Here is an 18,430-nt window from a genome sequence, read left to right as displayed (position 1 = left end):
TCGCTTCGTTCGGGGTGGGCTCGCTGGCTGATGCATTTGCATTTCTCTTTGTTTGCGTCAAGCGGGAGGGGCATGTAATGGGTGATGGAATCAAGGCGGATCTCGGTGTTATTCGAGGGATGGGTAATGGGCTGGACGATGTAAAGAAGGCATTTGACGGACTCTCCAAGCTCACGAACAAATATGGAGACGACTTCGGCGACAGCGACTTGGCCGATACCTTCGAGGATTTCGCATCGAATTGGGAGATCAGCCGCGAGGGGCTGACGGAGGAGGTTGCCGCCTTGGGCAAGATCGCCAAGGCGGCAGCTGAGGCGTATGAGGAGATCGACAGTAAATTGGCGCAGGCGATTCGTAAGGCTCAGGAACCCGAGAAGGGCAAGAAAGGGAAGTAGGTAATGGGGGGACGGCCAGGCGACTGGATTCCGGTAGCCGACGGGGACCCGATTCCGGGGAACCCGGATCAAGTAGCAACTCTCGGGAAGGAGTTGCGAAAGACTGCCGATGAACTCAATAAGCAGATCAGGAACCTCAAAGCGGTTGCGGAAGTCGATGCGTGGGACAGCGGCGCCGGCCGGGAGTTCCGTAAGAAGGCCGAGGGAAATGTAGGGAAGTTGGAGGCCGCCTACAAGAGGTATGACGCGGCTGCCGATGCGCTGGGCACCAGAGTGGGTGAGACAGGCGGCGGCTATCAGGACAAGCTGCATGCCCGGTCGACGAACTACGCTTCGGATCTGAATCGCGCGCAGGAAATCGCTGACGCCGCGCTCAAAGACGCCAAAGACGCGGATGAGCGTAAGGGGGCAGCGGAGAAGAGTTTGGACGGGCTGTCCGGCAAGGGCGAGAGGAAGTCTAAGAAGGGGCATCTCGAAGAGAAGCGAGATGCGGCTGATGGTGAAGTCGAGGCTGCTAAAGCGAAGATTGAGGCAGCGAAGAAAATTCGCGATGCGGCAGCCAAGAGGGCGCGCGAGGCGATTGATAGCGTGATTTCTGGGGACTCTCTCAAGGATGGTTTTTGGGATAGTCTCGTCAAAACGATTGCCGACGCGACATCGCAAATTGCCACGGTGTGTGGTATCGCGGCAATGCTTGTAGGTTGGATTCCGGTCATTGGGCAGGCGCTTGCTGGTGTGCTGGGTGCGATTGCCATGGTGGCGACACTGGTGAACCTTGTTTGTACGTTGGTTCAGTTCAGTCGGGGGCAGGCTGATTTGATGGACCTTGGGTTTGCTGCGTTGGGGTTTCTGATGATGGGGGTGGGGAAGGCGTTTGGTAAAATCGCCGGGAAATTTGCGGGGAGGGCGCTTTATCGGCTCCGGAAGGCAGGCGGCAAGCCTGGTGTCCGCACTACGGCGAGGGAGTTTCGGAGAAGCGAGAAAAAGCTGAATAAAATTGCTGGAGGGAGTTCCAAAATCAGCATGAAAGACATGCTGAAGTCATTGAGAGAGCCATTCAGTGATGTACTCACGTTGAATGGGTGGAAAGCGACGTTGGGTAGCGCTAAGACGCTTAAGCCTGGGGCTGGCAACTACAAGGCGTCGTGGAATGAGATGCGTAGTCGCGGCGGACCCGTTATGGGCCCCCTTCGGTCATTTTCTATCGCAGATCCAAGCGTTGCCTCGGATCTAAAAGGTGCGAAATATGCGGCGCAAGAATTGAGTGATATTCCGGCCGTCAATAAGATCGCTACAAGGGCCATGATTCTGACAGGTACGGGTACTGCGGTGACTGGCGGTGGGTTGTCCATCGATAGCAACGTAAATCCACTGCTGAGCTAAGAAGGAGGATAATATGAGCGTTTCGGACAGTGGGGTCCCGGAGTGCGATGATTACACCTGCCGACTGGATCTCCAGTCAGGTTGGGTCGTTCTGACGCTGGATAGCGATCTGCGTGCGGACGCGGATGAATTGGCTCGAAAGGAAGTGGAGCAGTTCAATCCGCTGAAGTTGACTGTTCGCAAGGGAGACCTTTCAAAGGAAATGTCGCGACTGGCGCTTGAGGCGAACAAGAGCGGTTCAGTTCTCACGGGTGCCTACTACACGGACACCGGCGTGAACCTCGCCAATCTGGAAATTGATGTCTATCGTGATGAAGGTGTCTACCCCACTCCTGCCGACATTCAGCCCCTGCTGCAGGAATGGAAAGACGTTGAAATCACCGGAGAACCCGATGTGGCCTATCTGGACCTTCCGGCCGGACCTGCAGTTCGGGTGCAGGCGACATTCCGGACCAAGGGAGTGCTTGGCTTTGGGCGCCGCCTCATCGAGATTGTGCGGTTCGCGGTTTGCCCACCGACCACCAACAATGTCGTGGTCGTCACTGTCCGATGGGAAGACTTTGAATTCACCGAGGAACTGACGGAGTTGACGGATGGCTTGATGCCCTCCCTGACCCTCATCCCCCTCGACGAGAACGGCAACGAGATCGACCCGGAATCCCGAAAGTGACCGCACCAGTGCCTGGCAACGACGAAAACGCTCAGTGGGAATCACCTCCCAAGGACTACAACCTGGTTGTCCCGTACGGCTGGTTCCAACTGAAGCTCGATCCCGATGACCGTGACCGCAGCATCGTGGCCCTCGCCGAATACCAGTTCCGCGGCCTCGACAACGCTCCGCATCTCAAGGAGCAGTTCATGCGGGAGCTGCAGAAGCGGGCCAAGGAGGCGTACAAGGTCGGCGGTATGGAGCTCTATCTCTCGACGCTGTCCGTGGGCTCCCTGCCGCTCGCGTCGTCGCTGCTCGTCACCATGCCTCCACCGGACGCGTGGCCGGGGTCCGCCACCGTGCACGAGTTGGCGGACAGTCTGCGGGGGTCCGGGCGCGACGTGCGTGTGGTCGAGCTTCCGGTGGCGGGGCGTGCTGTGCGGGAACGGCGGAAGGAAGCGCCCTCGCCGGACACTCAGATGGGCAACACCCTCCCCACCACGACGGTCACCTTTCACGTGCCCATCCCGGCCAGCAGCGCCTGGCTCATGATGGCGTTCTCAACTCCCATTGAGCCGCTGGCGGATCGGATGGAGGAGTTGTTCGACACCGTCGCTGAGACTCTTCAGTGGGCATGACGCCAGCGTTCCCGGCCCTGTTCCCGGCCCTGTTCCCGGCCCGGACTCCGGCCCGGACTCCGGCCCGGACTCCGGCCCGGACTCCGGCCCGGACTCCGGCCCGGACTCAGCCCTGAGCCCGGACTGGAGTCCGGCCCGCGGCCCCGCGCGGAGCCCCGCCCGGACGTGCTTCGACACCCCTCGGCCCGCTGACTAGGCTCGGCGCTCAACCACCCATCCCGCACAGGCGACTCACGAAGACATAGGAATCCCCGCCATGGCGCGCACAGCCCGCCCCGTCCGAAGCGCGAACACTCAGCCGCGGCCGTTGCCCCGACGCCGCCGTACGGCAGGTGATTTCGGCAAGGCGTTCCTGGCGTTCCTCGCGCTGGCCGTGCTGGTCGTCGGCGTGCCCGGTGCGCTCGCGTACTTCGTCGGGTGGCCGTTGCCGCACTCGCTGCCGTCCGTCGACACGTTGCAGCAGGAGATCACCACCTCCGTCTTCATCAGGGTGCTGACGGTGGTGGTCTGGGTTGCCTGGGCGCAGTTCGCGGCCTGTGTGCTGGTCGAGGCGAGGGCGGAGTTCTCGGGTGTCGGTGTGCCCTCCCGTATTCCGGGTGCCGGGCCGAGTCAGCTGCTGGCTCGGCAGTTGGTCGCCGCCGTACTGCTGCTCGGAGCGACCGCGGCGAGTCTGACGCCGGGGCTGTCGCAGATCGGCAACGCGTTCGAGGACACCGGCCGGCCCACCGTCGCCGCCGCCGCGCAGCAGAGCCCCGGGCAGCACGCGCAGCGGCAGGGCGGGGCCGAGACCGCACACCGCGCTCAGGGCGCCGAGAAGCACGCGGCAGCGGTCGGCGGGCACACGGCGGTGGCCCAGGACGAGGACACGAAGTTCTACCGCATCCAGCCTCCGGAGGGCCGCCACCACGACTCGCTCTGGGAAGTCGCCGAGCGGCACCTCGACGACGGCCGCCGCTACAAGGAGATCTACGAGCTCAACAAGGACCGCGTGCAGCCGGACGGTTCGCGGCTGTCCCAGGCCAGTCTGATCCGCCCCGGCTGGATCATGGAGATGCCGGCCGACGCGCACGGCGGTGAAGTCGTCCAGATGCCCGACGAGGCGCCGAAGGTCTCCGAAGAGGTACACGGGCAGATCCACGACTACGACCGGACGAGCCCGCACGCGGGCGAACAGCGCGCGGAACGGGGCGTGGAACGGGGCGTGGAACGGGGCACGGAACGGGGCGCGGAACAGATCGGCGCTCAGCAGCCCGCCGGCGGCAGCGGTGACCAAGTTCAGCCCTCCCCGGCCGCTCCCGAAACACCGTCCCAGCCGTCCCAGACACCTGCCCAGACGCCTTCCCAGGCACCGCGCCCCGCCGGCCCCGACTCCGGCGCGGAGCAGGTCACCGCCGGCTCCGCCGCCTCGGGTTTCGGCCTCTCCGACGCGCTCATCGGGGCTCCGCTGCTCGCCGCCGGTGTGCTCGTGGCGCTCGGCCGCCGACGCCGTACGACGCTGTGGCAGTCCGCCATGGGCGCGGTCGGCCGCCGTACTCCGGCGCTCCCCACGCCCACCGGCGCGGCTGCCGACGCGCAGGACGCCCTGCTGGTCGGTGCCGACCCCGACGCGGTGCGGGACCTGGACCGCGCCCTGCGCGCGCTGGCGTCCTCCTCCGAGGCGTCGCGCACGCTGCCGACCGTCTACGCGGCCTGGCTCACCGAGGGAGAGATCAACCTTCAGCTCGCGCACCCGGCGGGCCAGCCTCCGGGCCCGTGGCAGCCCGGCCAGGACCAGACGTTCTGGCGCGTCCGGCGGGCCGACATCCCCGCCGACGCCGCCGACGCCGCGGACGACCGCGCCGCCGCCGCGCCGTACCCGGGTCTGGTCAGCCTCGGCAGCCTGGACGACGCCCGGCTGCTGCTGAACCTGGAGGCCGTCCCCGGCCTCGTCTCGCTGACCGGCGCGGAGCCGGACCGCACCGCCGTCTTCGCCTCGGTCGCCGCCGAGCTCGCGACCAGCGGCTGGTCGGACCGGCTGACCGTGACCCTCGTCGGATTCGGCGCGGAACTCGGCGCGCTCGCCCCCACCCGCGTCCGCCACGTCGAGGACGTCGAGGCGCTGATCGAGACCATGGACGCCGAGACCCAGCAGCGGCGCGGCGCGCTCGGGAGAGCCGGCCACGACTCGGTGCTCACCGGGCGTACCGGCCAGGCGCAGCACACCCAGTGGGCGCCGCACCTGGCGCTCGTCGCCGCCGAGCCGACAGCGGAGCAGGCCGGCAGGATCGCCGAACTCGCGGTCGACTCCGGCCGGTTGGGCATCGGATACCTCGTGGGCAGTCAGGCGGCCGTGCCCGGCGCGACCTGGGAGCTCGAAGTCACCTCCGCGGGACGCCTGCTGGCGCCGCTGCTCGGCCTGGACCTCAAGGCGCAGCTGCTGCCCCGGGCCCAGTACGAGGCGGTGGTCCGGCTCTTCGCCGACGCGGCTCCCGACGGCGGGGACGACCGTGACGCGGACCCGACCGGCCTTCCCTTCATGGTGGACGTCACCGAGCGCGGCCGGCCCGCCGTCTACGCGCGCCTCGTCGGCCCGTACGAGGTCATGGGCCTCGACGCCCCGGACGACGAGCGCGGCCCACTGCTACACGAGGCGCTGGCCATGCTGCTGCTCCACCGCGAGGGCGTGCACCCGCGTGTGCTGGCTTCGGGGCTGTGGCCGCGCGGGGTGACCGATGACGTCCGCGACGCCCTCGTCGAGCGGCTGCGCGGCTGGCTCGGCGCCGACCCGGGCGGCGCGACGCGCCTGGGCACCGATGCCGCCGGCCGGCTCACTCTCGCCCCGTCCGTCGTCTCCGACCTGGACGTATTGCGCACGCTGCATCACGAGGCGACCGTCGGGCGGGGCGCCCGGCGCGCTTCGGTACGGGAGCGGATGCTCACCGACGCGATGGCGCTGGCGCGCGGCCCGCTCCTCGCCAACCGGCCGGCGGGCCGTTACGGCTGGCTCTCGCACGAGATCATCGACGCCCAGCTGCCGCTGCTGGTCGCCGACGTGGCGCTGGCGCTGTCGGCGCACCATTTGGAGGCGGGCGATCCGACGCCCGCCATCGAGGCCCTCAACGCGGGCCTGCTCACCACCCCGACGGACGAGCGCCTGTGGAACGAACTCCTCCGCGCCGCCCACAGCACGGCGGACACCGCCCTCCTGGAGTCGACGGCGATGACCCTCGTCGCCCGCAATCACCAGCTGAGCGGTGGCGCGCGCGGCCTCCCGGCCCGCACGGAGGCCCTGCTGGACGAGCTCCTGCCGTCCTGGCGCACGGCGGCCCGTGCGGCGGCCGGCTGACCCGACCCGCGGAGCGGCGATGGACCCCGCTGAGCGTCGCGGGCTCCAAGCGCCAGGGGGTCCCCAAGCGCCAGAGGCTCCAAGCGCCACGGGGGCCATCGGCTGCGCCCGCGGCCGTTCGTCCGTCCGTCCGAGTGGAGCCGCCCGCCCGACCGGCGGAGTATGGGACGGGAGCTCGCCGCGATCCGCGCAGCTGACCGCGGCAACCCGGCGAGCGGTCGGGAGGACACGATGTATCGGCGCGCCCCGCTCAGATCCGGTGCCGCCTTCGCCGCGGCCGCATCCGCTGTCGCGGTCGTTCTCGCGGGGTGCGGCGGTGGGGAGTCCCCATCCGATTCGTCCTCGGTCACCGTGACGCGTACCGAGACGGAGCGCAGCGGGAGCGAGGCCGGAACGGAGCCGTCCACGGCGACAGCCACAGCGCCGCCGCCCTCGACCGCCGCCCCCGCGCCGCCGACCGCCCGTGGTTCCTCGGACGTCGAGGTTCGCGAGCCGGCGTCCCGGGCGGTGGTGCTGGCCTACTACGCCGCGATCAACGCCGGAGACTACCGGGCAGCGTGGAACATGGGCGGCAGCCGCTTCGCGTCGTCGTACGAGTCCTACGCGGCGGGCTTTGAGGGGCTGGCCGAGGACAAGGTGACCGTGCTGGAGAGCGACGGCGGATCGGTCGACGTCGCGCTGGAGGCTGTGCAGACCGATGGCACGAGCCGCTGGTTCCGGGGCACGTACACCGTGAGTGACGATCGGATCACCGGCGCGAACATTCGCGAGGCGGAGCGCGCCGGGCCGGATGCGCCGGGTGGTGCGGCCTACTTCAAGAGCTGCGGGGACGCCCACGACCGGGGCGCGGGTCCGTTCAGAGCGGGCGAGCCCGGCTATCGCCCGCAGCTCGACCGGGACGACGACGGGACGGCGTGCGAGTGGAATTGAGCGCTGCTCCCGGGGACGCGAAAACGGTGGGGCCAAGCGTCGGCAAACATGCGACGCTTTGCGGTGAAGCACTCGAACTCAGGAGACACCATGGCCGAAGGCGCAGCACCGCAAGAGCATCCTGAAGACGAAGTGAAGCGCAAGTTCCGGGAGGCCCTGGAGCGCAAGCGGGGCCCGCAGGGCAGTGCCGCTTCGGGCGGGTCGGACGCGAAGTCGAAGATCCACGGTGCACACGGGCCGGTGAACCCCCAGCGCACGTTCCGGCGCAAGAGCGGTGGCTGACCCGGGGCGATCTGTGGATGACGCCGAGATGAGCCGTCCGACCTGCGATGGAGCGGGTCGGGCGGTTTTGGCGTGAAACGGGAAAGAAGGGCGGCGGCGCGGGGCGGCGCGCGGTGGGCGGCAGCGCGCGGGGCGTGCGGCACCGCGTGCGCCCGCGCGCCGGCTCAGCGTGGGGCGTGCGTCACCGCGATGATCATGACGAACGCGACGATGTGGATGGCGAACAGGAAGTAGCCCACCCGCCACCACAGGTGCCGTGAGAACGTCTTCTCGTCGGAGGTGTCCATCCGTTCCGTCACGTCCTGTCGTCCGATGGCCCGCTCGGTGCGGCGGGCAGCACGCCCGCGAGGTGCAGGCGGGCGCGTTCGGTGGCTATCGCCTCCGGGGTGCTGTCGCGGACCAGGCCGGCCGCGTCGAGCCGGGTGATCACGCCGAGGGCTGCGAGGGGCCGGTGATGGCCGTCGCGGATGCCGGAGACCAACACCATGATGCCTCGCTTCTCCAGTTTCTCGATCACGTCCTTGAGGACGAGCGCCCCGCTGGCGTCGATCGTGGTGACCCGCGACATCCGCAGGATGATCACCGATACGTCGGCGACCGCGGAGAGGTCGAGGAAGCCCAGCGAGGGCGCGGGCAGCCCGTCGGGCAGCCGGCCGATCCGGGCGACGTCGAGATGCAGCGCCTGCGCCCCGAGGGTGGCGGCGGCGACGGCCGGCAGCGAGAACGGGACGGTCGGCCGCCACCGGGAGCCGAGCAGCATCAGAGCGGCCACCGCCGCCGCGAGCGCGATGACGGACCAGTGCGGGGCGCGTACGAAGTCCATGGCGGCCCGGAAGGCCGTCACGGTGACCTTGGCGCCCTCCACGGCGGGCACGCCCAGGGCGGCCGGGATCTGTTGCAGGCCGATGACGCAGGCGATGCCGATGGTGAAGCCCTCGACCACGGGGGCGGGCACATACGCCATGTACTTGCCGGCGCGGGCCAGCGCCAGGACGATCAGCAGGCCGCCGGCCAGCAGTCCGACCGCTACACGCCGGCCGCCCCATGGGCGTGCGTGATCGGCACCAGCACCACGGTCATCGCACCGGTCGGCCCGGAGACCTGGAAGTGGGAGCCGCCGAAGACCGCGGCCAGCGCCCCCGCGACCACGGCGGTCGCGAGCCCCGCCGCCGCGCCGAGCCCGGAGGAGATCGCGCCGAGCCCGGAGGAGATGCCGAAGCCCAGGGCGAGCGGGAGGGCGACGATCGCGACGGTGAGCCCGGCGAGCAGGTCACGGCGCGGGGCGCGGCCCATCGAAGCGAGATCCGCCCGGCTGGGCAGCACCGAACGGACCCGCGAACGGACGATTCGGCATAACGGTTTCCGCACCCTGATCCACCCTCGTCCCACGTCGATCGCGTTCGCCATGCCGTCCGGGTGGCGGGATCAGGATCGAATGGATTGCAGTAAATATGCAATTACTCAAATGGGGTACGTGTGGTGCGGTGCGGGGGCGGGAACGTGCGGAGGCGGGCGGCCTGCCGGGCGGCTTGGACCAGTGTGGAATGCAGCCGGTCGGCGTGGATACGGCCGGTCAGTGCGGCTGTAGTCGCTCAGCGCTCGCTCAGCAGTTGCTCAGCGCGGATAGAGCTGGAAGGTGACGGTGGGGTTGCCCCGGTAGCGCTGGCCGCCCATTTCCAGCATGTGCTCGATGAAACCGCGTGCGTAGTCGTGCGGATCGCCGTCCGTCAACGCGGAGATGTATGCGCTGTGTTCGGCCAGCGAGGTGATCGCGCGCTCCACCCCGGACGAGACCTCCACGGCGTGCGTCGCCTCCGGGGAGCCGGCGACGGCCGTCCAGCGCACTCCGTCCCACGGCTCCAGGCCCGCCGCGACCAGCTCCGGGAAAATCCAGCGGTTGCCCGCGTCCATCGCGGCGTCCAGCACCGCCCGCCCGACCACCCGGTGGTCCGGGGTGTTCCAGTTGGCGCCGCCCCAGGTGTCGTGGTGGTTGAGAGTGATCAGCAGCTCGGGGCGGTGGCTGCGGATGGCGGCCGACAACTCCTTGCGCAGCCGGAGCCCGGCCTCGATGACGCCGTCGGGGTGGTCCAGGAACTCCACGGCCGTGACCCCGACGGCCGCCGCGCTCGCCCGCTGCTCCGCCTCGCGGACCACGGCGCACTCCTTCGGCCCGAGCCCGCCGATCCCCGATTCGCCGCGGGTCACCAGCAGATAGACGATCTCGCGACCGGCGTCCGTCCACTCGGCCACGGCGGCGGCCGCGCCGTACTCCAGGTCATCGGGGTGGGCGACGACGGCGAGGGCGCGCTGCCAGTCGTCGGGCATGGGGGTGAGGGTGTCGGCCACGGCTTGCTCCTCCGGGGGTGCGGGGCGGCTGCGCGGGGCGCGCGGCGCGGGGCGCGCGCCGCGGAGTCGTGCGCCCGCTCGCGGCCCCGCTTCGGGGCGGCCCCGGCTCTCCCTCGATCGTGGCACATACCGGCCCGTAAGGGCCCCGGAGCGCCTGCCGTGGCGGGCGGCGGCTGTCCAGTGAGCGCCCGCGATATGCGTGCTGAGCAGCAAGTCATCACATCGAGTGAATTGCTGGCCTTCACTTGCAGTCAACAACCCACGGTTGCCAAGGTGTTGCTCACTGTCAACCTGTTGGGAGGGCACGTGTCTTTCGGTGACCAGCCCGCGTATCTTCGCGTCGCCGGCGATCTGCGCCAGAAGATCGCGGACGGCTCGTTGCCGCCGCATACCCGGCTCCCCTCGCAGGCGCGCATCCGCGAGGAGTACGGCGTCTCCGACACCGTCGCGCTGGAGGCCCGCAAGGTGCTGATGGCCGAGGGCCTGGTCGAGGGCCGCTCCGGTTCCGGGACGTACGTCCGCGAACAGCCCGTGCCCCGCCGCCTGGTGCGCAAGGGATACCGCACGATCGGCGGCTCCACCCCGTTCCGGCAGGAGCAGGGCGACGACCAGGTGCGCGGCACCTGGGAGTCCAACAGCGAGCAGGACAAGGCGGACGAGCCCATCGCGCAGCGGCTGCGCATCGAGCCCGGCGACCGCGTCATGCGGACCCGCTACCTCTTCCGGACGGAGGGGGAGCCCACGATGCTGTCCACGTCCTGGGAGCCGCTCGCCCTCACCGGGCGCACGCCGGTGATGCTGCCCGAGGAGGGACCGCTCGCGGGCCGCGGGGTCGCGGAGCGGATGGCGGCGATCGACCTGATCGTCGACAACGTGGTGGAGCAGGTCGGCGCCCGGCCCGGACTCGCGGAAGAGGCGATGGCCCTGGGCGGGGTGCCGGGCCACGCGGTGCTGGTCATCGCCCGGACGTTCTTCGCGGGCCGCCAGCCGGTCGAGACGGCGGACGTCGTGGTGCTGGCGGCGGGATACCGCATCGCGTATCACCTGCCGGTGAAGTGAGGGGTCGCCGTGGGCTGGCGGGGCCAGCCCGTTCCGTTCCCCTGACCCTGCCGTCGCGCGCGGGTTTCGCGCCCCGGCGTGCGCCCCTCCGCTCGCGCGCCGGTCCGCGCCACCGGCGCGTGCGGGATGGCCGGTTCGGTGCCTCATTGTGTAAAGCCGTATCCGCTGAGTAAAGGTCGGGCGTACGCTCGGGCATATGCGTATCGCGGTTTCGGCAACGAGGCTCCAGGGGCGCGCGACCGCGCGTACGGCGGCGGACGGAGGGGCGAGATGAGTGACAGCGGCGCGGTCCTGCCGTGGCTCGTCGTGCGTGAGGACGACAACGGCAACCGGTACCGCGTCGGCCGTTATGCGACCCGGGCCGAGGCCCAGCAGGTGGCCGAGCGGCTCGATGCGAGCGGGGACGCGCAGTTGTACGTGGTGGAGCGGGTCGCGCGCGGCGTCTCCTGAAATCCGCGGGGGTCTGCGGAAAACCGCTCGGTGTGCCGGCTCCCGTGCGTCCAGTGGATCCGGTGAATTCGCGCCGGCGTCCGCGGCCCCGCCGCAGCCGGCTCCCGGACCGGCATACGCGCAGGGCCCGCCGCCGCGCCCCCCGTAGGCTGCCCGGTATGACAGTGCGCGTGGTGGTCGGTGGAGCGGTCTTCGACCGGGGGCGGTTGCTGGCCGCGCGGCGCAGCGCGCCGCCCGCGCTGGCCGGCCGGTGGGAACTCCCGGGCGGCAAGGTCGAACCCGGCGAGACGCCCGAGCGGGCGCTGGTGCGCGAATTGCGCGAGGAGTTGGGCGTCGAGGCCGCCCCCTCGCAGCGGATTCCGGGGGAGTGGCCGCTCAAGCCGGGGTACGTCCTCCAGGTCTGGACGGCGACGTTGATCGCCGGGGAGCCGCGACCGCTGGAGGACCACGATCAGCTGCGCTGGCTGGAGCCCGGGCAGGTCGACCAGGTCGACTGGCTGGACGAGGACCGTCCGGCGGTCGCCGAGGCGATGCGGCTGCTGGCGGCGGCGGCGAGCTGACCGGATAGGTCCGGTGGGCCCCGGAGGAGCCCTCAGTAGGGCCGTTCGTACCATATCGAACCGCTTATAGCGATAGATATACCTGGATTTCGGGTATGGGGTCATTATCCTCCCCAAAGCCGGGCATGCCGGTGGGGCCCGTCACCGGTCTGGGAAGTGGTCGGCGTGAGCGAAACCGTAGGGGCTTTTGATCCCTCCGTCCCGCACGCACCACCCGGCCCTGCGGTATCGCCAGCCCTGTCGTCCCGGACGTCCCGGACGTCCCGGCAGCCCTGGAGCTCCCGGCCCGCCCGGCAGCCGCCACCCCGGCCCACTCCGGAGTCCCAGGCCGAGTCCGAGTCCGAACATCAGCCCCAGCCCCCCGAATCCCAGCCCGAGCCCGAGCCCGAGCCCGAGCCCGAGCCCGAATCCCGCCCCGCCCGCCCGGTGCCCTCCGTCCCGCCCGGAGAGCCCATGCCGGGCATGCCGCGCGTCGGCGGAGCGCCCGGCGTCGCGCTCGCCGAGTGGAGTTTCCCGGCCGAGCCCGACGCCGTACGCACCGCCCGCGATGTCGTGCGCGGCACGCTGCTCGACTGGGGACTGGACGGCGTGACCGATATCACTGTGCTGCTGGTCAGTGAACTGGTCACCAATTCGCTGCGGCACGCGAGCGGCCCGATCGGCGTCCGGATCGCCCGGCCACGGGACACCGCGCTGGTCGTAGAGGTCTCCGATCCGTTGCCGGACCCCCCACGCGAACGTGTTTCCGCACCGGAGGACGAGGGGGGCCGGGGATTGCAGCTCGTCGCCTGTACATCGCGCCGCTGGGGGACCCGGCATGGAAAGACAGGCAAGACGGTGTGGTTCGAGCTGACCTTGCCCGGTTAGGAGAGAAGAGGAACACCCGGTCGCGGCGACTCGGTACTTATCGGCTCCTGAGCAAGTGGTTGAAACCGTGCTGTGATCGTGAAGGCTGTGTTCCGGACGGCCACGGTGCTGGATACTCGGCTCAGGCCGGTCCGAGCACGATGAGCTGGAGGGGACGGGCGCGTGAACGAGAGGTCACCGCAGGCGGAGACGCCCGACGGCGGGTCGCCCGAGGACGGGACCGGAGCAGTGACGCTGCCGATGTGGCAGAGCAGCCCGCCCGGTTCGATCTACGACCACATCCGCGTCGCGTCGTTCTCCCTCGGTCCCGACGGCCGCATCGAACAGTGGAGTGAACGGGCCGCCGAACTGCTGGGCATCCCCGCGCGGCGCGCGGTGGGCAGGGACCCGATCGAGGCCTTCATGCCGCCCGAGCTGCGGGAGCGCGGCCACCGCAAGGTCGCCGAGATCATGGACGGCCGCGAGTGGACCGGCCTCGTCCCCTTCCGGATGACCAGCGACGGCCGGTACCGCGACGCGGACGGCCCGTACGAGGACCCCGAGGTCGCCGAGGCGGCCGAGGCCGCCGACGCCGGGGGCGCGGCCCACGGCCTCGCCGAGATTTACGTGATGCCCACCCGGACCGAGCGCGACGAGAACGCCGCCCTGTGTATCGTCGTCGACGTCCGCGCGCTGCGTCGCATCGAGACCGACCTCGCCGCCTCGCAGGCCGTTTTCGGCCAATCTCCCATGGGATTCCTGCTCTTCGGGACCGACTTGCGACTGTTGCGGGTCAACGAGCGCTTCGCCACAGTCTTCGGCGGCAGCACCGACTCGCACCGCGGCCGCACCCCGTACGACTTCCTGTCCCGCCCCGAGGCCGACCGGCTGAACGCCGCGCTGCGCCAAGTCCTGCAGACCGGCAGCTCGGTGACGGACATGCCGCTCGTCGGCTTCGCGCCCGACGAGCCGGAGCGCCGCCGCTGGGCGATCTCGCTCTACCGCCTGCACAGCGGCAGTGGACGCGCGATCGGGGTGGCCGCCCTCGCCACCGACGTCACCAACCGGCGGCGGGCCGAACGGGAAGCCGCCAGCGCGCGCCGCAACCTCGCCCTGCTCAACGAGGCCGGCGCCCGGATAGGCAATTCACTGGACCTGGAGACCACCGCGAGGGAACTGCTCGACGTCGCCGTCCCGCAGTTCTGCGACCTCGCCTCCGTCGACCTCTACCAAGGGCTGCTCGCCGGGGACGAGGCCCCGCCCGGCCTCGTCGACGGCAGCGGCGAGCTGCGCCGGGTCGCCTTCGCCAGCGCCGTGTCCGACGCGCCGATGGCCACCACCAGCAACGGCGACCCCGCCACCGACCCGCTGCCGGTCGCCGTCGGCGCGGTGCACCGCTATCCGTTCAACTCCCCCTGGGCCGAGGCGCTGCGTACCAGCCAGGCCCAGGTCGTGCCGGGCTGGGACAGCGACGAGGCGCCGGAGCTGGGCGTCGTCGTACAGTCCACCCTCGCGGTGCCGATGGTCGCCCGCGACACGGTGGTCGGGCTGGCGCAGTTCTCCCGTACGAAGGGCAGCGAGCCGTTCGGCGAGCGGGACACCGCCCTCGCGGTCGAACTGGCCGCCCGCGCCGCCGTCTGCATCGACAACGCCCGCCTCTACCGCCGGGAGCACGAGCGCGCGCTGATACTCCAGCGCAGCCTGCTGCCGCCCGGCGATCCGGAGGCCGCGGGGCTCGACATCGCGTGCCGCTATCTGCCCGGCACCACCGCGACCGAGGTGGGCGGGGACTGGTTCGACGTCATCGAACTGCCCGGCCACCGCACCGCCCTGGTCGTCGGCGACGTGATGGGGCGCGGGCTGCGCGCCGCCGTCGCCATGGGCGAACTGCGCACCGCTGTGCGCACCTTGGCGCTGCTCGACCTCGAACCGGCCGAAGTGCTCTCGGCGCTGGACGAGATCGCCCGCGGCCTGGCGGCGCAGGGCGGCTCGCCGGGGGGCGCGCAGGCGGGCACGAGCGCCTCCCGGCGGCTCGCCTCCGACAGCCGTTCGCAGGGCAGGCTCGGCGGGCGGGACAACGGAGCCGCGCACGGCAGCGGCCACTCCGCCGACCTCTCCGAGGTCTACCTCGCCACCTGCGTCTACGCCGTCTACGACCCGGTCACCCGGCGCTGCACGTTCGCCAACGCGGGCCACCTGCCGCCCGTCCTCGTCGAGCCCGGCGAGCGGGCGCTGATGCTGGAGGTCCCGCCCGGCATGCCGCTGGGCGTCGGCGGCGAACCGTTCGAGGAGATCGAGGTCGAACTGCCGGACGGCGCGCTGCTCGCGCTCTACACCGACGGCCTCGTCGAGTCGCGGGAACACCCGCTGGACGAGGGCCTCAGCGCGTTCCGGGAGGCCCTGGGCACGGCGGACCAGCCGCTGGAGGACGTCTGCGACCACGTCCTGAACACCCTCGACATCCACCACGGCGAGGACGACATCGCGCTGCTGATGGCCCGGGTGCACGGCCTGCCACAGGACGCGGTCGGCGACTGGCAGCTGGCCCCCGAGGCCCAGTCCGTCGCCCGCGCCCGCGAGCTGGCCCGCACCCAGCTGGCGAGCTGGGGCATCGAAGCGCTGGTGGACACCACCGAACTGCTGGTCAGCGAGCTGGTCACGAACGCGCTGCGGCACGGCCACGGCGACATCCGGCTCCGGCTGCTGCTGGACCGCACACTCGTCTGCGAAGTCTGGGACAGCGCCCTGGTCCAACCGCGCCGCCGCCGGGCCCGCGACACCGACGAGGGCGGACGCGGGCTGCAACTGGTCGGCCTGCTCAGCGCGGGCTGGCGCAGCAGGCGCACCCCGCTCGGCAAGACGGTCTGGTTCGAACTGGCCCTGCCCAACGGCGACTCGGAGACACCGGACCCGACAGAGGCGCTGCTCAGCCTGTTCTGAGCCCCAGCTTCGTCTTCATCCGGTTCACCCGGTCCAGGCCGGACTTTGAGCCTGTCGACGACCTCCGGCCGGCTCGCGCTGGTCGGCCCGGCGCTCTCCGGCTGGCTTGCGACGGTCGGCCCGGCGGCCGTCGCCGCCCGCTCCGGACGCTGCCTCAGGACACACTGCCTCAGGACCTGCCGCCGCGGCCCATCCGGCCGCGCGTACCGCCGCCGCCGAAGCTGCCGGGGCTGCCCCCGCCGCCGGGGCCGCCGCCCCTGAAGCCGCCCTGCCGGCCGCCGCCGCCCAGCATCCCGCCGAGCACCGCGCCGCCCATGCCGCCCCCGCCGCCGAGCCCTCCGCGGCCCCGGCCCTTGCCCGCGACGCCACGGCCGGACGGGCCGCCGTAGCCGGAGACGTCCTCCTCGGCGAGCTGCCCGGCCTGCTGGGCCGCGGCGTCCGCCCGCTGGGCCTGGCGCAGCGCGCCCGCCGCGTCCGTACGGGTCAGCGCCGCCGCCTGGGTCAGGCAGCGTTCGGCCTCGGCCAGCCGGGTGCGGGCCCGGCTGCCGATGCCGCCGCGGTTGGTGGTGATGAAGTCCTGTGCGGCGCCGACCTCGCTGCGGGCCGCCAGCAGTACCTGGTCGAGCAGGCCGCGGGCCCGCTGCTCGCGCACCTCGGGCTCGCGGGCCCCGGCCAGCGCCTCGTTCAGCGTGCTGTGCGCCGCCTCGATCCTGCGCAGCGCGGACAGCGGGTCGCAGTGGCCGGCCGCCGCCTCCTGCCGTACGTCGGCGGCCACCGCCTCGGCGCGGGCGACGCGGCCGCGCAGATCGGTGCCGGCGACGCCCCGGGCGGTGCCTTCGAGCAGCCCGCGGGCGTCGGCGAGGTCGGTCCCGGTCTCGGTGAGCGCGTCGGGGATCGCGGCGGCGGCCTCGGCCAGTTCCTCGGCCCTGCGGTTGATGGCGTCCACGAAGGTGGCCGTCTGGTCGAGGGCGCTCTCGGCGGTCCGCACCGAGACCGCGACCCGGCTGTTGTCCTCGGCGTCGAGCGCCTGCCGGGCCTCGGCCAGCGCCGACTGGGCGAACGCCAGCCGGTCCCTGGCCCGCGCCGGGTGGCCGGTGACCGGGGCCAGGGCGTTGTCGGCGTACCGCCGGGCGAGCGGGGCGAGCGCGGACTCGGCGGCGGCCACCCGGGGGGCGAGGGCGCGGGCGGTCGCCTCGGCCTGGTCGAGGACCTGGCCCGGGTTGGCCTCCAGGGCGCGCAACTGGTCGAACGAACCGGCCTCGGCGTCGAGTCGGTGGTTGGCGTTCTCGCAGCGGGTGATGATCTCGGCCGTCATGGTCCGCTTGGCCGCGTCGTTCCCGGGGAACGCGTCGTCGAGCTGCTGGCGCAGCCGGAAAGCCTCGGTCAGCTCGGTCCTGGCGTAGACGAGCGCCGCGGCGAAGGGGCGGGCCGTCTCGTCGCCGAACTGGGCCGAGGCGAAGCCGAGTTCCTCCGCGCTGGTGCGGATGGCGTCGTCGGTCTCGACGAGCAGCTGTCGGGACTCGGCGTCCAGCTCCGGCAGCGGTCTGCGGCTCCGGTCCGGGGCCCAGCCGTTCTCGTCCTCGTCCGCGCCGACGGCCGTGCCGCGCCCGCGCCAGCGCCGCTTGTAGAGGTACACGGCGGCCACCCCGACGCCGCCGACGGCCGCCACCGGAACCCACAGCGCGGCGCCGGTCGGGTCGGGTACGCCGCCGGGGTCGGGCGTGCCGGGGGTGAGCGCGGGGGAGGAGACGGGCCGGCCGCTGAGCAGCGCGTCGTAGCCGTGGGCTGCGCCGATGGCCGCGCCAGCCCAGTCGTTCTCGCGCAGGGCCGGCTCGACGGCGTCGCTGTTGACCTCGCGCGAGCGGCGCTGTGTGATGCCGCTGTCCTGGTCGGCGGAGACGGCGTACTGCCGGTCGTGGGTGGCGACGGCGAACAGCACGTCGCTCTGGCCCAGGCCGTTGCGGTTGGCGGTGGTGTTCGCCCAGTCCTGGCCGTCGATCCCGGAGAAGTCGCGGACGTAGGCGACGAAGAGCTGGACGCGGTGGTCGGTGTCGAGCTGACGGAGCGCGCGGGCGACGTCGCCCCTGCGGTCGCCGAGCGCGCCGACCTTGTCGGTGATCTGGCCGTCGCGGTCCAGCGTGATCGGTTCGTCCGCCTGGGCGGCGCCGGTGCCGTCGGTGGTGCCGAGCGCGCCGGGCGACATCAGGAGGACGGCGAGCGCGGCGCCGACGGCTGCCGCTGTGCGCGCGTACGTCTTGCGGTCGTGCCGCCACGGCACCCATCGCATTCGCCGCATCTGCCGCGCGCCCTTCGCCGAGCCGCGCGCCGTCGGCGTGGCCTCTTCGAGAGCGTATGGCCGTTCTATCCGCTTCGCGACGCGGGTCGCGGGCGGACGGGGGGGGCCGGATGGCGGGGCGCTGGGCGGGGGCGGTTCAGGGGTGGCGCGGCACCGGGGGCCGTACACCGTCGGCTCGCGCCGGGGCGGCGGGCGCGGGGCCCTCGTTATCTTTTTCGTGGCCCCGCAATGGGGCTCCTGGCCCCCGGGTCCGGCATGACTATGTGCCCCCTGCCGCGCGTATGGCCTGGGGGGTGGTGTCACCGGGCCTGGGGCACCGCTTGACCGCTGA

General features: G+C 71.3%; 15 protein-coding genes and 1 pseudogene. 12 read left to right on the top strand and 4 right to left on the bottom strand.

Features of this window, described 5'->3' with window-relative positions:
• Positions 1-77: 77 nt before the first annotated feature.
• The 7 genes from QMK28_RS09280 (at position 78) to QMK28_RS09250 (ending at position 7,602) form a co-directional block, all read left to right on the top strand.
• Positions 78-395, top strand: a complete 318-nt coding sequence (locus QMK28_RS09280; RefSeq protein ID WP_326436561.1) for a hypothetical protein — start codon at positions 78-80, stop codon at positions 393-395.
• Between the two features lie 93 nt (positions 396-488).
• Positions 489-1,778, top strand: a complete 1,290-nt coding sequence (locus QMK28_RS09275) for a hypothetical protein (protein WP_326436560.1) — start codon at positions 489-491, stop codon at positions 1,776-1,778.
• A gap of 13 nt (positions 1,779-1,791) precedes the next feature.
• Positions 1,792-2,448, top strand: a complete 657-nt coding sequence (locus QMK28_RS09270) for a hypothetical protein (protein WP_326436559.1) — start codon at positions 1,792-1,794, stop codon at positions 2,446-2,448.
• The gene (locus QMK28_RS09265; protein WP_326436558.1) at positions 2,445-3,065 is read left to right on the top strand and encodes a hypothetical protein; all 621 of its coding nucleotides are present in this window, start codon (positions 2,445-2,447) and stop codon (positions 3,063-3,065) included. The genes QMK28_RS09270 and QMK28_RS09265 overlap by 4 nt, the downstream gene beginning before the upstream one ends.
• A 256-nt stretch (positions 3,066-3,321) precedes the next feature.
• Positions 3,322-6,390 carry a hypothetical protein gene (locus QMK28_RS09260; protein WP_326436557.1) on the top strand — a complete coding sequence of 1,023 codons (3,069 nt, stop codon included), beginning with the start codon at positions 3,322-3,324 and terminating at the stop codon, positions 6,388-6,390.
• A 351-nt stretch (positions 6,391-6,741) separates the two neighbouring features.
• Positions 6,742-7,320, top strand: coding sequence for an excalibur calcium-binding domain-containing protein (locus tag QMK28_RS09255; RefSeq protein WP_326436556.1), 579 nt, complete (start codon positions 6,742-6,744; stop codon positions 7,318-7,320).
• 90 nt (positions 7,321-7,410) lie between these two features.
• Positions 7,411-7,602: a DUF5302 domain-containing protein gene (locus QMK28_RS09250; RefSeq protein ID WP_326436555.1), complete on the top strand. Its 192-nt coding sequence runs from the start codon at positions 7,411-7,413 to the stop codon at positions 7,600-7,602.
• Positions 7,603-7,766: 164 nt separating this feature from the next.
• Here the strand turns inward: QMK28_RS09250 and QMK28_RS09245 are convergent, their stop codons facing one another.
• From QMK28_RS09245 to QMK28_RS09235, 3 genes and pseudogenes are all read right to left on the bottom strand, one after another.
• Positions 7,767-7,901 carry a hypothetical protein gene (locus QMK28_RS09245; protein ID WP_326436554.1) on the bottom strand — a complete coding sequence of 45 codons (135 nt, stop codon included), beginning with the start codon at positions 7,899-7,901 and terminating at the stop codon, positions 7,767-7,769.
• A gap of 119 nt (positions 7,902-8,020) precedes the next feature.
• A pseudogene (locus tag QMK28_RS09240) lies at positions 8,021-8,895 on the bottom strand (SulP family inorganic anion transporter); the annotation flags it as partial.
• 321 nt (positions 8,896-9,216) lie between these two features.
• Positions 9,217-9,927, bottom strand: a complete 711-nt coding sequence (locus QMK28_RS09235; protein WP_326436627.1) for a PIG-L deacetylase family protein — start codon at positions 9,925-9,927, stop codon at positions 9,217-9,219.
• A gap of 327 nt (positions 9,928-10,254) precedes the next feature.
• On the opposite strand from QMK28_RS09235, the gene QMK28_RS09230 reads away from it, so the two are divergent.
• The 5 genes from QMK28_RS09230 to QMK28_RS09210 all read left to right on the top strand — a co-directional run bounded on the left by QMK28_RS09230 (position 10,255) and on the right by QMK28_RS09210 (position 15,803).
• The gene (locus tag QMK28_RS09230) at positions 10,255-11,007 is read left to right on the top strand and encodes a GntR family transcriptional regulator (RefSeq protein WP_326436553.1); all 753 of its coding nucleotides are present in this window, start codon (positions 10,255-10,257) and stop codon (positions 11,005-11,007) included.
• A gap of 270 nt (positions 11,008-11,277) precedes the next feature.
• Positions 11,278-11,457: an SPOR domain-containing protein gene (locus QMK28_RS09225; RefSeq protein WP_326436552.1), complete on the top strand. Its 180-nt coding sequence runs from the start codon at positions 11,278-11,280 to the stop codon at positions 11,455-11,457.
• A 158-nt stretch (positions 11,458-11,615) separates the two neighbouring features.
• Positions 11,616-12,017, top strand: coding sequence for a (deoxy)nucleoside triphosphate pyrophosphohydrolase (locus QMK28_RS09220; RefSeq protein WP_326436551.1), 402 nt, complete (start codon positions 11,616-11,618; stop codon positions 12,015-12,017).
• A gap of 453 nt (positions 12,018-12,470) precedes the next feature.
• Positions 12,471-12,884, top strand: a complete 414-nt coding sequence (locus QMK28_RS09215) for an ATP-binding protein (RefSeq protein WP_326436550.1) — start codon at positions 12,471-12,473, stop codon at positions 12,882-12,884.
• Positions 12,885-13,124: 240 nt separating this feature from the next.
• A complete protein-coding gene (locus QMK28_RS09210) occupies positions 13,125-15,803 on the top strand; it encodes a SpoIIE family protein phosphatase (protein ID WP_326436626.1) in 2,679 nt (892 codons plus the stop codon).
• A 169-nt stretch (positions 15,804-15,972) separates the two neighbouring features.
• Here QMK28_RS09210 and QMK28_RS09205 read toward each other — a convergent pair whose 3' ends face one another.
• A complete protein-coding gene (locus tag QMK28_RS09205) occupies positions 15,973-18,099 on the bottom strand; it encodes a TPM domain-containing protein (protein WP_326436549.1) in 2,127 nt (708 codons plus the stop codon).
• Positions 18,100-18,430 lie beyond the last annotated feature (331 nt).

It is taken from the genome of Streptomyces sp. H27-D2 (assembly GCF_035828615.1).
Lineage (GTDB): Bacteria > Actinomycetota > Actinomycetes > Streptomycetales > Streptomycetaceae > Streptomyces.
Note: the sequence above shows the minus strand (reverse complement) of the source record. Positions and strands in the feature narration are given on the sequence as shown.

Coding starts and splice junctions, on each gene's coding strand:
- QMK28_RS09280 (WP_326436561.1), top strand. CDS start 78: ATGGGTGATGGAATCAAGGCGGATCTCGGTGTTATTCGAGGGATGGGT.
- QMK28_RS09270 (WP_326436559.1), top strand. CDS start 1,792: ATGAGCGTTTCGGACAGTGGGGTCCCGGAGTGCGATGATTACACCTGC.
- QMK28_RS09260 (WP_326436557.1), top strand. CDS start 3,322: ATGGCGCGCACAGCCCGCCCCGTCCGAAGCGCGAACACTCAGCCGCGG.
- QMK28_RS09250 (WP_326436555.1), top strand. CDS start 7,411: ATGGCCGAAGGCGCAGCACCGCAAGAGCATCCTGAAGACGAAGTGAAG.
- QMK28_RS09235 (WP_326436627.1), bottom strand. CDS start 9,927: ATGCCCGACGACTGGCAGCGCGCCCTCGCCGTCGTCGCCCACCCCGAT.
- QMK28_RS09225 (WP_326436552.1), top strand. CDS start 11,278: ATGAGTGACAGCGGCGCGGTCCTGCCGTGGCTCGTCGTGCGTGAGGAC.
- QMK28_RS09220 (WP_326436551.1), top strand. CDS start 11,616: ATGACAGTGCGCGTGGTGGTCGGTGGAGCGGTCTTCGACCGGGGGCGG.
- QMK28_RS09215 (WP_326436550.1), top strand. CDS start 12,471: ATGCCGGGCATGCCGCGCGTCGGCGGAGCGCCCGGCGTCGCGCTCGCC.
- QMK28_RS09210 (WP_326436626.1), top strand. CDS start 13,125: ATGTGGCAGAGCAGCCCGCCCGGTTCGATCTACGACCACATCCGCGTC.
- QMK28_RS09205 (WP_326436549.1), bottom strand. CDS start 18,099: ATGCGGCGAATGCGATGGGTGCCGTGGCGGCACGACCGCAAGACGTAC.